Genomic DNA, 12,988 nt, shown 5'->3' with positions numbered 1-12,988 from the left:
TGGCTGCTCGCCGGGCGGCGCCGGTCGAGTGGCGCGTCACGGGGTGCCTCCCGTGGTGACGGCGTCGGGCGGGGCCGGGGCGGCACCGACCGGAGGAACGGCGAGCGCGGTGCCCGCGGGCACCGTGAGCGGGTCGGTGATGCGGTTGTGCTCGGCGAGCAGCCGCCAGCGCAGCGGCGAGCCCAGCGCGTCGTGGGCGAGCAGGTCGAAGCGCACCCCGGACCAGCCCGGCTCGGCTGCGCCGTCGGCGGCGGCGACCACCGCCGACCCGGGCGTGACAGTTGGTGTGCTCGCCGCGGCCAGTTCCTCCTCGAACCCGGCGCGCGCCGCTTCCGCGCCCTCCGCGACGCGGACCAGCTTCAGCCGCAGCCAGGACCGCCGGGGCGTACCGGTGAGGGTGAACGCGTCGAAGCGTTCCGCGACGGCCGTGATCACGCCGGGGACGTTCCAGGTCTTGCCCCAGACCAGACGGACCAGCGGCGGGCGCAGCCAGCCGTGCTCGACCGCCGAGTTCTCGGCCAGCATCCACAGCGGCCGGGTCAGCGCGCGGACGTCCTCCGGCCGGGCCGGTGACTCCACGAAGTCGACGTCGAAGAGCAGATCGAGGACCAGCTCGGTACGCCCGCCGCCGGTGAAGACGAGCGGGTCGTCGGCCAGCCCGGCACCGGTGAGCGGCCCGTCCGGCCCGCCGCGCGGGCGTACCCCGGCCAGCCGGGTCACCTGCACGGTCTCCGGGTTGAGCAGGCAGTCGACCCGGGTGCCGGACTCGTCCACGAGGAAGGCGACGCGCTCCATCAGTCACCCGCCTGTTCCCGGTCCAGCCGGGCCGTGTCATCCCACGGGGTGGCCCGCGCCGCCGGGGTCCACCACACCGGTTCGCCCGGCAACGCCGGCCACGGATCCGCGTGTGCTCGGCCGTCGCTCGCCCGGCCCGCGCCGGCCGGGCTCGGCGTCCGGGTCGAGCCGCCGTCGTCCGGCAGCGCCGGCCACGGGCTCCCGGAGGTGGGCCCCTGCCACCGTCGCGTCCGGAACTCGCCGCCCGGCGCCGGGTCGCGTCCGTCCGGGTACGGCGAGCCCGCGGCCCGCCCCGGGTGGTGGTCGACGGGTCCGTCCCCGGTCCCGCCGTGTCCGGCCGGCCCCTGCCGCCGGTGCGGTGACGCGGCCGCGAACGGGAGCGGGAGTACGTCTTCCCGAGCGGGCGACGGTTCCGTCCCGCTGGCGTCCGGCCGGTGCCGCTCCCGGCTCCGGCCGGCCCGAGCACGCCTGGCGAGGGCGTCCGCCCGATCCGCGTCGACGCCGGGCCACCGCGTGGGCGGCGACTGCCGGTCCGGTCCGCCGGACGCCGGTGTGCCGAATGATCCAGCCGTGTCCGCGGCGCGCGATCCGGCCGTGTCCGTGCCGCCGGTGGTGCCCGCCGTACCCGCCGATCCGGCCCCATTCGCCGACCCGGCCGCATTCGTCGATCCGGTTGGGCCCGACCCGCCCGCTGCGCCCGGCGTTCGTGCCCTTCCCGGTGTGCCCGCGGATCCGGTTGCGTCCGCGTCGCCTGCCGTCGTCCGCTCGCCCGGCGATCCCGCCGGACCGCGCGATCCCGTCCCGCACCGGCACACCGGCGGGAGGGCAGGCGCCGAGGCAGCGCCCGGCCCTGCGTCGTAACGGGTGTGGAACCCGGCAGTGGCCGCCGGTGCGGAAGACGCGGCCCCGGCCGATCCGCTTCTCGCCCCCGCCCGCCCCGTTCCGCTCTCCGCACCGGCGGTTCCGCTCCCCGCACCGGCGGTTCCGCTCTCCGCACCGGCGGTTCCGCTCTCCGCACCGGCGGGCCCGCTCCCCGGCCGGGCCGATCCGCTTCCCGGACCGGTCCAGGTAGACGCCGCCCGGATCGGTCCTGCGGCGGCGCGGTTCGCTGCTGCGCCCGGCTCTGCCGATCCCGGCGCCCCCGTCCCGCCCATCGGCACGCCCTGAAGATCTTGGTAGGAAATGGCCCCTGTGGGGGCCGGTTCGTACCAAGATCTCGACGACGAACCCGGATCGGCCCCGTGGGGGTGACGCGTTCGGGAACGGGTTGAGCCGAAGCGGTCGGCCAACCGCGCCTTCCATCCTCGCCACAACCGGCCCATCCCGCGCCGGCTCGTCTCCTCCCGTCGCACCGGCGTCCGGTCCGGGCTGCCGTTCGCGGACGGGCCGGTGAGAGGTCCGTGCTCGACGGTGGACGGGGGCGGGGGAAGGTCGCGCAGGAGGCCGGGAGCGTGCGCCGCCACCAGCCGTCGCCAGTGCTCGGGCGGCTGACCGGGCGGGCGCGGCACGTCCGCCGGAGAGCCCGGGGAGCCCGGCGAGCTCGGGGAACTCGGGGAACCCGGGAAGCCCGTTGAGGACGGTGCGTCCGGTGAATCCGGAGCGGACAGGCGGTCGGCGGTGGCCCGCAGGGCGCGGGCCACCCGGTCACGCGGTCGCCGGGGCGGCGGCACCGCCGGCCTCCAGCTCCAGGCCCTCGTACGCCAGGGTCAGCGCCTCGATGGCGATCTCCTGCGACAGCGTGTTCAGGTGCGCGCCCCGCCACCGGGTCGGCCAGGCGTTGATCATGTTCCAGCGCAGCACCTCGGCGGTGCCGGCCGGGTCCAGCAGCACCACCGACACGTTGCGCCGGTTGACGGTGCCCTTCGCCGCCGCGTTCACCCAGTCCCACAGTTCGCGTGAGCTGGTCAGGCCGAAGTGGAGGGTGACCGGGGCGTACTCGACCTGGCCGGGCACGGCCCGGATGCGCTCGTTGCCCGCCTCCCGGTACGACAGCGCCGGTATCGCCACCTCGAAGCCGCTGACCTCGGTGAAGTGCCCGTTGGTGATCCCGTTGATCAGCAGCTTGAAGTGGTACGCCCGGTACGGGTCGACGGGTGCTCCCGGCTGCGGCGTCGCGGTGGTGGGCATGTCAGCCTCCGATCGTCTCGGTCTCGGTGCCGCCGGCCCACTGGCTCAGCTTGAACACCACGAACTCCGCGGGCTTGACCACCGCGATGCCGATGTGGGCCACCACCATCCCGGCGTCGCGGACGTCGGCGGGGTTGGTCTCCTCGTCGCACTTGACGAAGAACGCCTCCTCGGGCGTACGGCCGAGCAGCGCTCCGTCGCGCCACACCCGGGTGAGGAACGCGCCGATGTCGCGGCGGATCGAACGCCACAGCGTGAAGTCGTTGGGCTCGAACACCATCCAGCGGGTGCCGCCCGCGATGGCCTGCTCGATCGAGATGGACAGCCGCCGCACGTTCAGGTAGCGCCACTCGCTGGCCTCGGCGGCGAGCGTACGGGCGCCCCACAGCCGGATGCCCTCCCCGGCGAAGAACCGGATCACGTTGACGCCCTTGGGGTTGAGCACGTCGTGCTCGGGCCGGGTCACCCGGTACGCGAGGTCGACCGCGCCGCGTACCGGCTCGTTGGCGGGCGCCTTGTGCACGCCGCGCAGCGCGTCGGTGCGCGCCCAGATACCGGCCACGTGCCCGCTCGGCGGGGTGAGCACCAGGTCGCCGCTGAGCGGGTCGCGGACCCGGATCCAGGGGAAGTAGAAGGTGGCGTAGTCCGACTGCCGGGGCCGGTCGCCGCCGGTGCCGGGCGGTTCGCCGTCGCCCGGCGTACCCTCTGCGGGTTCGTCGGCCGACGCGGACGCCGCGGCCGACCCGGAGGCCGCAGCCGACCCGGACGACGGGGCCGACCCGGACCTGGCCGGCTTGCCCGGCGTGGCGACCCGGGTGAGCCGGGAGACGTCGGTGACCTCCGGCGGCGGGTCGCAGATCGCCACCATGGTGCGCAGCCGCTCGGCCATGCTGATCAGGGCCTCGTGCGAGACCGGGTCGTGGTAGCCGGGCGCGGCCAGGATGGAGATCTCGTCGATCGCCTCCAGCAGTTCCAGGCCGCCGCGCCGCCCGCCGGTGCCGGTGAGCCGGCCGCCCTCGCCGACGTTGACCACCCAGCAGCGGGTGCCGCCGTTGTCCAGGAAGCCGAACACGGCGCGGGCCAGCGGCGTGCTCTCCAGGTGCTCGCCGTCGGCGTACAGCCGCAGGAACTCGGTCCAGCTGTTCACCGCCAGCGCCTCGCCGACGTGGGCGCCGCGGTCGGGCGCGATCCCGACGAACGCGGCGGTGCTCATGCCGACCGGCCCGATCGGGCGGGCCCCGCTGGGCACCTCCTCGACGTAGATGCCGGGGGAGAAGTAGGTGGGCATCGGTCCTCCTCGGGACGTCAGTCGGGGGCGCGGACGACGATCAGGCCGTCGCCGGCCGGGTCGAGCTCGGCGGTGTGGACGCGCCCCGCGCCGGTGAGCCGGATCCGCACCGGGGCGTCCGGCGCGTCGGGGTCGTGCGGGACGCCCGCGAGCCGGAACCGGCCGGCGGCGTCGGTCTCGGTGGCCTGGGCGGCGCCCACCAGCTCCACCCGGACGGCGGCGAGCGGCTGGTCCTGCGGCCCGACCACCCGCCCGTCGAGCGTGCGCATGCCGAGCTGGCGCAGCCGCAGCGGCTGCCGTACCGGCGGCGCGACCGGGACCGGCCGTTCCACCCGGGCCGGCGCGTCCAGCAGCAGCGCGGGCCGGGGCACCACGCCGAGCGCCCGCCACAGCGCCGGGTCGCCGGCGGCGAGCACCAGCTCCGGCCGGCCCGCCGTGGTGGCGGCGGCGAGCACCCGGTCCAGCGCGGGCAGCGCCGCCGGGCCGCCGCCGGCGACCAGCAGGCGGACCACGAACCGGTACGGCTCACGCGTCGCGCCGCCGGTCGCGGTCTGCCGGGCCGGTCGCAGCTCCAGCGGCCAGACCGTGAGGCCGCCGTCGGGGTCGTCGCGCGGCGGACCGACCGGTACGGGCTCACCCGCGGCCCCGGCCAGCCAGCTCGCGACGTCCGCGACGGCCGCCTCGATCGCGCCGGTCATCGCGGTGGCGTCCCCTGGACCCGGTACGCGATGGCCTCGTTCCACACGTGCGGGTAGACGCCGATCTCGAAGTAGCGGGTGAACCGGTTGATCGGCGCGTTGGTGTGGTCGTGCCAGAGCAGCCACACCGGGGCGACGGTGAACAGCACGTAGTTGAGCGCCACCAGCGGCAGGTAGAACGGGCCGAGCAGCCGGGCCTGGAACACGTGCACGTCCTCGTGCCGCTGGATGCCGGGGCTGGACCCGGCGCAGACGGTGCCGATCGTGGTCGCGTACCGGGGGGAGACGCCCTCGACGACGTTGACCCGGCCGCTGCCGGCCGAGACGACCCGGTCGAGCTGGTGGCCGAAGACCAGGTGCAGCGCCAGGAACAGCGCCCCGGCGAACGTGTTGAGCAGGCTCCAGGTGTGGTCGACGACGAAGAGGAAGACGCCCTTCGGGCCGGCGCCGTACGTGCCGGCCGACGCGGACGCCCAGCCGAACGGCGCGCCGACGAGCAGTCCGACGACCGCGCCGACCAGCAGGCCGACGGTGCCGGCGGCGAGTTGGCCGAGTACGGCGCCGAAGACGACCTGGACGGCCGCGCTGAGGATGCCGAAGATCATGGGGTCACCTCTCTCAGACCCAGGAGCGGACGAAGCGGGGCTCGCGCCCCTGGGCGAGCTGGGTCGGCGACGCCTGCGTCGCCTGCCGGTTGCCAGGGGGGAGCTGGTTGACGCCGAGCGCGGCGGAGAAGATCACCAGTCCGTTGAAGAACGCGATGACCCACTTCTCCGGTCCGGCGTCGGTGGCGAACGCGGCGGTCAGGTACGACAGCAGGAGCGCGACGCCCAGCGCTATCCACTTGCGCGCCTTGTCGCCGCTCGGGCCGATCAGCCCGCCGAGGACGTTGGTGGCGAGCAGGGTGGCGGCGCTGGCGCCGGTGAGGCTGCCCAGGGCGGCCCAGGTGAAGAGATCGTTCACGGCGATCCCCCTCTTTCCACGGTGCGGTGGTGCGGTCGGGGTGGGATGGTGCGGCGGCGTCCGGGTTCACCGAACCCGGGTTCCGCCCGGTGTGCTGGTGGGCCGCCGGCGCGGGCGCCGTCGGTGGTCGGTGGGTCTCAGGCCGGCGGACCGGCGGGTGGTGCCGGTGCGGCCGGAGGGTTCGGTGCGGCCGCCGGTGCCGGCTCGGCGGGTGCACCCGGGCCGGTGGTGGCGCCCGGGCCGGTGGTGGGCGCCGCGTCCGGCCCGCCGGGGGAGCGACGGCGCCGCAACAGCAGCACGACCGCCACGGCGACGACCAGCAGCAGGACGACCGCGCCGGCGACGACCGGCAGCCAGGGGAAGGAACCGTTCCCGGTGACCACGGCGGCCGGGCTGGTGGCGGGCGGCGGGGGTGCCTGGGCGATGGCGCGCAACTCGGCCGGTTTCGGCTGGTTGGCGACCACCTTCCAGCTGACCGAGCGTCCGGTGACCGTGCCGTTGGTGTCGAGCACCCGGCCGGGGAACGTCACCGAGATCTCGAACTCCATCAAGGTCATGAACGCCTGCTGCTGACGCGGATCCTGCTGCCCGAACTTGCCGCCGTATTTCTTCGGGTCCAGCGGGAGCGAGAAGCGATAGAGATCGTCGTCCCGAACAAGATTCACGCTTTCGCTCGTGAATTGCGCCAGCGGCGTTTTCCGGTACGTGATCTGAATGCCGTACGAGGTGGCGTCCTCGTACCGGGTCTCCGCTCCGGGCGGAAGTGAGGGAATGTTCGGCCGCAGTTCGGCGAACGCCACCGCCGGGTCCGGGTTCCGCTGCTTGAGCACGGACTTCGGCGCGGTGAGCAGGAGCTGGCCGGAGACCGTGTCGTCGTCGTTCACGGTCAGCCCGAGGTTGAGCTGCATGCAGCCGCTCAATATCGCCACGAGGGCGAGACACACCGCGAGGCCGAATGCCCGGCTGCGGCGGAGTCTCGTATTCATGCGCCCAGTGTGAGCCGGTACCGGCCGCCGGGCAGTCCGTGATCGGTCGCCGTTCTGTCGCCGATCTTACCGGCTTCCTCTCCCGTTCGGACGACCTCGAAAAGGTGAGCGATCGATATTCTGAAGGATTGTCGCGGCGCTGATCCGCCGGGGGTGTCGGCAGCGACCCGGCCGGCGGTCGGCGGTCAGCTCGGCGGCTGCCAGTCGGCGTACCGGGCCATGCCGCGCAGGGCCGTCCTCGACGGGGTCAGCCGGATCGCCGTGTCGCGCAGGGCCACCGCCACCGGGTTGCGAAGTTGCTGGCCGTACCGGGCGGTGCGCAGGGCCGCGCGGGCGACGGCCTGACTGCGCGGTCGCCGCTGCCGGTCGTACGAGGCCAGCGCGCCGGCCAGGTCCGCCGTGCCGCTCGCGCAGACGGCGCCCAGCACCACGGCGTCCTCGATCGCCTGCCCCGCGCCCTGACCGAGGTGCGGCGTCATCGCGTGCGCGGCGTCGCCGAGCAGTGCCACCCGTCCGCGTACGTAGGTCGGCAGCGGGGTGTCCAGGTGCAGCAGATCCGTCCGGAGCACCGCCTCCGGCGGCGTGGCCGCCAGCAACGCCGGGATCGGCTCGTGCCAGTCGCCGAACCGCTCCCGCACGGCGGCCAGTTCGTCCGGCTCGTGCCCGCCGGGCGGCGCGACGTCCGCCGCGTACCAGTAGAGCCGTCCGTCGCCGAGTGGAACCGTGCCGAACTCGCGGCCGGGCCCCCAGGTGACGGCCGTCACCACGGGCGTGGGCCAGGGGATGGCCGCCCGCCAGGCCGTCGAGCCGGAGTACGCCGGTGGCGGCGCCGCCGGCCACAACCGGCGCCGGAGCGTGCTGTTCAGCCCGTCCGCGCCGACGACCAGGTCTGCCGTGAGGACCTCGGTCGTGCCGCCCGTCCGGCAGGCCACCGACGGCCCGGTGGCGTCGACGTCGACCGCCTCGACGCCGGTGCGGAGTGCCCCGGACGGCAGCGCGTCGCGCAACAGGCGGTGCAGGGCGGTCCGGTGGATGCCGAGCGCCGCGGTGCCCAGGGCGTCCTCCAGGTCGGCGCCCTCGATCCGGGACAGCCATCGGCCGTCGCTGGTGCGAAGTCCGCCGGGCGTGTCGGGCCGGCCGTCGCGCCGGACGGCGGCACCGAGGCCGAGCGCGTCGAGCCCGCGCAGCGCGTTGGCCATCAGCGTCAGACCCGTGCCGAGTTCGCGCGGGCGGGCGGCGCGCTCCAGCACGGTGACGCGCCATCCGCGCCGGTGCAGCGCGACGGCCGCGGCCAGCCCACCGATCCCCGCGCCGACCACCGCCGCGTGTGGTTCGCCCACCCCGCACCTCCTTCTAGAGATGTAGAAAGGAATCCTGCACCACGGCAGCGTCCTCCGCGTCCAGGCCCGCGAACTGCTGGCCCGGGCGGGCGCCCCGGACCCGCTCCGGCGGGGCGACCAGTTCGTGGCGTTCGTCGACGGACTGCTCTGCGACCGCCTGGTCGGCGCGGGCGCGCTCAGCGCGTCACCGCCCGGCACCCCGGCCGGCCGGGACGATCTCCGGGCGGCCGTGCGTACCCTGCTGCGCGCGTTCACCGGAGCCTGAGCCGGGCCGTCACCGTGCCGAGGATTCCTCCGCAACGATCCGGAAGACCGGGATGCCGGCGGCCACCCGGGCGAAGTCGGCGAGCGGGGCGTGCCGGTCCACCGGCGCGTGCGGGCGCGCGCCGGGGGCGAGCGCGAGGTGCCGGCGCAGGATCGGTGGCCGCTGCGCCACCGGCACCTCGACCAGCCGGACCGGCTCGCGGCGGCGACGGCGCAGCACCACCCGCCCGCCCGCGGCGCGCACGTTCGCCACCCAGTTGGCCCGCTCGCCCAGCATGGACACGACGTACCGCTCGCCGTCGTGGTCGGCGACCACTATCGGCACCGAGACGGTCCGCCCGGTGCGGCGGCCGGGCACCTCCATGGTCATCCAGTGCCGTGGGGCGAGGCCGGCGCCGTACTGCCACGCCGACAGCCCGTTCATCATCCGGGCCAGCCGGTTCGGCCGGCCACCCCGGTACATCCACGTCATGACTCCGCCCATCGGACCCCTCCTTCTCCCGTGTCCATTGACGGACGGGTGCGCGGCGGCGGCCAGGGCCGACCGGCCCGAACGCGCCCACCGCAGCGTGAACCGGCCGGGTGGCTACGACGCGGCCGGCGGCCGGTGCTCCAGGACACCCTGGCGGCCACAGTGGGGCCGCGCGCCGCGACGCCGGACCGGGTCGACGCGACCGCCGCCGGGGGCCGGGCGGCCGGTCAGGCGCTCTCCCGGGTGACCAGCGTCGACGGGAACGCGGTGCTCGGGGCGGCCGGCGCGCGCGTCAGCACGGCCGTGGCCGCCGCGGCGGCGATCCGGTCGACCGGGTGGGTCGCGGTGGTCAGCGGCGGGCTGCTGATCGCCGCGTACGGCAGGTCGTCGAACCCGGCCACCGCCACGTCGTGCGGCACCCGCACGCCGCGCCCGCGCAGGGCGGCGATCACCCCGAACGCGGTGGCGTCGCTGGCCGCGTAGACCGCGTCGGCGTCCGGCCACCGGCGCAGCGCCTCCAGCGCCGCCCGGCCGCCCTGTGCCGTGGTGAAGTCGCCGGTGACCAGCCGCTCCGGCGACCCCGACTCCCGCATGAGCTCCCGGTACGTGGTGACCGAGCGCTCGGCGCAGGTCAGCCAGCGCGGACCGGTGACCATGACGATGCGGCGCCGGCCGGTGGCGTACAGGTGGCGCAGCACCTCGCCCGCCCCACCGGCGTTGTCCACGTCGAACGACGGCACCGTGGCCGAGCCCTGGCCGATCGAGACGACCCGGCCGCGCAGCCTCGGCGGCACGGCGTCCAGCGCCGCCCGGGTGGTGTTGACCAGGATCACCCCGCAGACGCCCCGGTCCGCGCCGAGCCGGGCCAGCCCCGACGGATCGGCCAGCGGCAGCCACTCCAGCGCCACGCCGACGCCGTGCGGCGCGCACACCCGCGACGCCGCGCCCACCACCCGGTGCACGTACGGGTCGTCCAGCACCGCGTCGTCGCGGCCCACCACGGCCACCACCAGGCGTACCCCGGCCCCGCGCACCAGCGATCGGGCCGCGAGATCCGGCACGTAGTCGAGGCGCTCGGCGGCGGCCCGCACGCGGGCACGGGCGTCCGCCGAGGCGAACCCGTAGCCGCCGAGCACCCGGGAGGCGGTGGCCCGGGACACCCCGGCGTCGCGGGCGACGTCTTCGAGCGTGGCGGGACGTGCGGTCGGCGTACCCATGTCCGCATCATGCCTGCTCCGGCGCGGATGGGCGAAGCCTTAACCGCGCTTGTGGTGGAAGCGCTCTCAGGTGTGCGATTGTCGTCGGGATCAGACGGGGGAAGGGACCACCGCACCGTGAGCAGCACCATCGACGCACCGGCCGGGAAGCGGCCACCGGCGCCCCGGGCGGTGCTGACCGCCCGCAACGGCGTCGCCGTCGTCTTCGCCCTCAACGGGCTCGCGGTGGCGAGCTGGTTCTCCCGGGTCCCGGCGGCCCAGGAGGCGCTCGACTTCAGCCCGGGCCGGCTCGGCCTGCTGCTGTTCTGCGTGTCCGCGGGCTCGCTGCTGGCCATGCCGACCGCCGGCCTGGTCACCCAGCGGCTCGGGCCGACGCGCACGGTGGCCGTCTCGGTGGTGCTCGTCGCGCTCGGCCTGACCGGGGCCGGTCTCGCCGCCAGCCTGGCCGGATCGGCCGTCGGGGTCGGGCTCGGGCTCGCCGCGTTCGGCTTCGGCTCCGGCATGTGCGACGTGGCGATGAACGTCGAGGGCGCGGCGGTGGAGAAGCGCCTCGGGTACACCATCCTGCCCCGGTTCCACGCCGCCTGGAGCCTCGGCTCGGTGGCCGGGGCCGGGCTGGGCGCCGGGGCCGCGCATTTCGGCGTACCCGTCGGGGTGCACCTGCCGGTCCTGTCCGTGCTGGTCCTGGCCGGCACGCTGCTCGGCGCCCGGGCGTTCCTCGCCGCACCGGCCGAGGCGGCCGGCGACGGGGAGCCGGCGGCCCGCCGGCGGGCGCTGCTGGCCGCCTGGCGCGAGCCCCGCACCCTGCTGATCGGGCTGCTCGTGCTGGTCATGGCATTCACCGAGGGCAGCGCCAACGACTGGCTCGCGGTGGCGTTCGTGGAGGGGTACGAGGTCGACGAGGCCGTCGGCGCCGCCGTGTTCGGCGTGTTCGTGGTGGGCATGACGCTCGGCCGCACCGTCGGCACGATCGCCATCGACAGGTGGGGACGGGTGCCGGTGCTGTACGGGACCATCGCGATGGCGTCCGCCGGCGCCGCGCTCGCCGTGCTGGCCGGCTCCGGCCCGCTCGCCGTGGCCGGCGTGGCGCTGTGGGGCATCGGCGCATCGCTCGGCTTCCCGGTCGGGATGAGCGCCGCCGCCGACGACGAGGACAAGGCCCCGGCCCGGGTGAGCGTGGTGGCCGTGATCGGCTACACCGCCTTCCTCGCCGGCCCGCCGCTGCTCGGCTTCCTCGGCGACCACTTCGGGGTGCTGTCCGCGCTCGGCGTGGTGCCGCTGCTCCTGCTGCCCACGCTCGCGCTGGTGCCGGTGCTGCGGGAGCGCCCCGCCGCGCCGGACGCGCAGCCCGGCGCCCCGGCGGCGAAGGTCGGCTGAGCCGGTCCAGCCGACTCCCACCGCGCTCCCAGCCGCCTGCCAGGCGGGCGTGCTGCACTGGATCGAACGCGAGGAGAGGAGGCGGGCATGGGCTGGTTCAGCCGCCGGGCCGCCGACCCGACGACGCCCACGAAGCTCGACCGCGAGGCGAACAAGGAGGACCTGGCGCAGCTGGAGGCGTTCGTCACCAGCCGGCGCGGGGTCGAGTTCTACCTGGAACCGGAGACCACCGCCACCGACACCACAGTCGTCGCCATCGCGCACGACGGCGAGTGGATCCGCCGCCGTACCGGCTCGCCCCGGGTCGCCGGCAAGATCGCCCAGAAGCACGCGGTGCCGCTCTACGAGGCGGCCCGCACCGGCTACCCGGAGCGGATGCGGGCGTGGAACCGGGCTCACCCGGAGCGCCGGGCCCGTTGACGGTCCACCCGCTGACCGGCGCGGTCAGCCGGTCAGCGCGGTCACGGCCGCGTAGCCCAGGAACGCCGCGCCGAGCCCCGCGACCGTACTGAGCGCCACATTCGCGTACGCGAGGCGGCGCTGCCCGGTGCGGGCCAGGCGCAACGTCTCGTAGCTGAGCGTGGACCAAGTGGTCAGCGCGCCGCAGAAGCCGGTGCCGACCAGCGCGGTCACGCCCGGGCCGACGGGTGCCGCGAGCAGGCCGCCGAGCAGCACCGACCCGGCCACGTTGACGGTCAGCGTTCCCCACGGGAACGGCGAGCCGTGCCGGGCCTGCACCGCCCGGTCGGTCAGGTAGCGCAGCGGCGCGCCGATCGCGGCGCCGAGCGCGATCAGCAGGACCGTCATCGGTCCGCCGCCTTCCGGGCGCGCAGCGGCGCGACGCTCACCGCCGGCTCCCGTCCCGGGCGCCCAGGAGCCGGGCGGTCACCGTGTCCCCGGCCGCGACCGCCGCCAGCGCGCCGAGCACCGTCGCGGCCAGGTAGACGCCCGCCGTGCCGGCCGCGCCGCCGGTCAGCAGCCGCTGCGCGTCGACCGCGTACGCGGAGAACGTGGTGAACCCGCCGAGCACGCCGACGCCGAGGAACGGCCGGGTCAGCGGGCGGGCCGGGCGGGCGGCGAGTACCGCCATCAGTACGCCGATGAGCAGGCAGCCGGTGACGTTGACGGCGAACGTGGCCCAGGGGAAGCCGCCGGGCTGGTGCGGCACGGCGGTCTGGGCGCCGGCCCGGGCCAGCGCGCCGAGCACGCCACCGGCGGCGATCACGCCGAGCACCGCCGCCGGGTGCGCGGACAATTCGCTCCGGTCCGCCGGTACGCGCAGGTCGACGTCCGGATCGACGCGGGGATCGGACACGGCACCTCCCACCAGGACTCGTCACTGGCAGGGACCGTTGGCGACGTCGCGGTTCTCCCGGCACCCGCCGGAACGGCGGGCCCCACCGCCACCGCGAGCATAACCCCGCCTCGCCCCGCCCCGCCGCGCCCCGCCCCGCCCTTCCG

General features: G+C 75.8%; 15 protein-coding genes. 3 read left to right on the top strand and 12 right to left on the bottom strand.

Translation table 11 applies throughout. The features are described from left to right. Positions 1 to 36: 36 nt before the first annotated feature. The 8 genes from V6U82_RS01310 to V6U82_RS01275 all read right to left on the bottom strand — a co-directional run bounded on the left by V6U82_RS01310 (position 37) and on the right by V6U82_RS01275 (position 8,197). A complete protein-coding gene (locus V6U82_RS01310) occupies positions 37 to 795 on the bottom strand; it encodes a CIS tube protein (RefSeq protein WP_334458649.1) in 759 nt (252 codons plus the stop codon). Positions 796 to 2,439: 1,644 nt separating this feature from the next. After that, positions 2,440 to 2,922: a phage tail protein gene (locus tag V6U82_RS01305; RefSeq protein ID WP_013286679.1), complete on the bottom strand. Its 483-nt coding sequence runs from the start codon at positions 2,920 to 2,922 to the stop codon at positions 2,440 to 2,442. A gap of 1 nt (position 2,923) precedes the next feature. Next, positions 2,924 to 4,210 carry a phage tail sheath family protein gene (locus V6U82_RS01300; protein ID WP_334458647.1) on the bottom strand — a complete coding sequence of 429 codons (1,287 nt, stop codon included), beginning with the start codon at positions 4,208 to 4,210 and terminating at the stop codon, positions 2,924 to 2,926. Between the two features lie 17 nt (positions 4,211 to 4,227). After that, a complete protein-coding gene (locus V6U82_RS01295; protein ID WP_334458646.1) occupies positions 4,228 to 4,908 on the bottom strand; it encodes a carboxypeptidase-like regulatory domain-containing protein in 681 nt (226 codons plus the stop codon). Next, on the bottom strand, positions 4,905 to 5,513 hold the full coding sequence (locus V6U82_RS01290; protein WP_334458645.1) for a glycine zipper family protein: 609 nt from the start codon (positions 5,511 to 5,513) through the stop codon (positions 4,905 to 4,907). Before V6U82_RS01290 ends, V6U82_RS01295 begins: the two co-directional genes overlap by 4 nt. A gap of 13 nt (positions 5,514 to 5,526) precedes the next feature. Next, positions 5,527 to 5,871, bottom strand: a complete 345-nt coding sequence (locus V6U82_RS01285) for a hypothetical protein (RefSeq protein WP_128138921.1) — start codon at positions 5,869 to 5,871, stop codon at positions 5,527 to 5,529. Positions 5,872 to 6,008: 137 nt separating this feature from the next. After that, the gene (locus V6U82_RS01280) at positions 6,009 to 6,857 is read right to left on the bottom strand and encodes an LppM family (lipo)protein (protein ID WP_334458644.1); all 849 of its coding nucleotides are present in this window, start codon (positions 6,855 to 6,857) and stop codon (positions 6,009 to 6,011) included. A 185-nt stretch (positions 6,858 to 7,042) separates the two neighbouring features. Next, positions 7,043 to 8,197, bottom strand: a complete 1,155-nt coding sequence (locus tag V6U82_RS01275; RefSeq protein ID WP_334458643.1) for an FAD-dependent oxidoreductase — start codon at positions 8,195 to 8,197, stop codon at positions 7,043 to 7,045. A 31-nt stretch (positions 8,198 to 8,228) separates the two neighbouring features. On the opposite strand from V6U82_RS01275, the gene V6U82_RS01270 reads away from it, so the two are divergent. Further along, positions 8,229 to 8,462 (top strand): hypothetical protein, encoded by a 234-nt coding sequence (locus V6U82_RS01270; protein ID WP_334459031.1) that lies wholly within the window; start codon positions 8,229 to 8,231, stop codon positions 8,460 to 8,462. Between the two features lie 9 nt (positions 8,463 to 8,471). Here V6U82_RS01270 and V6U82_RS01265 read toward each other — a convergent pair whose 3' ends face one another. After that, positions 8,472 to 8,945, bottom strand: a complete 474-nt coding sequence (locus V6U82_RS01265; protein WP_128139299.1) for a nitroreductase/quinone reductase family protein — start codon at positions 8,943 to 8,945, stop codon at positions 8,472 to 8,474. 215 nt (positions 8,946 to 9,160) lie between these two features. Further along, the gene (locus V6U82_RS01260) at positions 9,161 to 10,150 is read right to left on the bottom strand and encodes a LacI family DNA-binding transcriptional regulator (protein ID WP_334458642.1); all 990 of its coding nucleotides are present in this window, start codon (positions 10,148 to 10,150) and stop codon (positions 9,161 to 9,163) included. Positions 10,151 to 10,267: 117 nt separating this feature from the next. Between V6U82_RS01260 and V6U82_RS01255 the strand changes: the two genes are divergently transcribed. Both V6U82_RS01255 and V6U82_RS01250 read left to right on the top strand, forming a co-directional pair. Next, positions 10,268 to 11,527, top strand: a complete 1,260-nt coding sequence (locus tag V6U82_RS01255) for an MFS transporter (RefSeq protein WP_334458641.1) — start codon at positions 10,268 to 10,270, stop codon at positions 11,525 to 11,527. An 87-nt stretch (positions 11,528 to 11,614) separates the two neighbouring features. Next, a complete protein-coding gene (locus V6U82_RS01250; RefSeq protein ID WP_334458640.1) occupies positions 11,615 to 11,947 on the top strand; it encodes a hypothetical protein in 333 nt (110 codons plus the stop codon). Between the two features lie 24 nt (positions 11,948 to 11,971). On the opposite strand, the gene V6U82_RS01245 is transcribed toward V6U82_RS01250, so the two are convergent. Both V6U82_RS01245 and V6U82_RS01240 read right to left on the bottom strand, forming a co-directional pair. Further along, positions 11,972 to 12,334 carry a fluoride efflux transporter FluC gene (locus V6U82_RS01245; RefSeq protein WP_334458639.1) on the bottom strand — a complete coding sequence of 121 codons (363 nt, stop codon included), beginning with the start codon at positions 12,332 to 12,334 and terminating at the stop codon, positions 11,972 to 11,974. A 37-nt stretch (positions 12,335 to 12,371) separates the two neighbouring features. Next, the gene (locus V6U82_RS01240; protein ID WP_442933412.1) at positions 12,372 to 12,854 is read right to left on the bottom strand and encodes a FluC/FEX family fluoride channel; all 483 of its coding nucleotides are present in this window, start codon (positions 12,852 to 12,854) and stop codon (positions 12,372 to 12,374) included. Positions 12,855 to 12,988 lie beyond the last annotated feature (134 nt).

Source organism: Micromonospora sp. CPCC 205554 (assembly GCF_036902745.1).
Taxonomy (GTDB): Bacteria; Actinomycetota; Actinomycetes; order Mycobacteriales; family Micromonosporaceae; genus Micromonospora; species Micromonospora tulbaghiae.
This window is presented reverse-complemented; position numbering and strand designations above follow the sequence as displayed.

Coding starts and splice junctions, on each gene's coding strand:
- V6U82_RS01310 (WP_334458649.1), bottom strand. CDS start 795: ATGGAGCGCGTCGCCTTCCTCGTGGACGAGTCCGGCACCCGGGTCGAC.
- V6U82_RS01305 (WP_013286679.1), bottom strand. CDS start 2,922: ATGCCCACCACCGCGACGCCGCAGCCGGGAGCACCCGTCGACCCGTAC.
- V6U82_RS01300 (WP_334458647.1), bottom strand. CDS start 4,210: ATGCCCACCTACTTCTCCCCCGGCATCTACGTCGAGGAGGTGCCCAGC.
- V6U82_RS01295 (WP_334458646.1), bottom strand. CDS start 4,908: ATGACCGGCGCGATCGAGGCGGCCGTCGCGGACGTCGCGAGCTGGCTG.
- V6U82_RS01290 (WP_334458645.1), bottom strand. CDS start 5,513: ATGATCTTCGGCATCCTCAGCGCGGCCGTCCAGGTCGTCTTCGGCGCC.
- V6U82_RS01280 (WP_334458644.1), bottom strand. CDS start 6,857: ATGAATACGAGACTCCGCCGCAGCCGGGCATTCGGCCTCGCGGTGTGT.
- V6U82_RS01265 (WP_128139299.1), bottom strand. CDS start 8,945: ATGGGCGGAGTCATGACGTGGATGTACCGGGGTGGCCGGCCGAACCGG.
- V6U82_RS01260 (WP_334458642.1), bottom strand. CDS start 10,150: ATGGGTACGCCGACCGCACGTCCCGCCACGCTCGAAGACGTCGCCCGC.
- V6U82_RS01250 (WP_334458640.1), top strand. CDS start 11,615: ATGGGCTGGTTCAGCCGCCGGGCCGCCGACCCGACGACGCCCACGAAG.
- V6U82_RS01245 (WP_334458639.1), bottom strand. CDS start 12,334: ATGACGGTCCTGCTGATCGCGCTCGGCGCCGCGATCGGCGCGCCGCTG.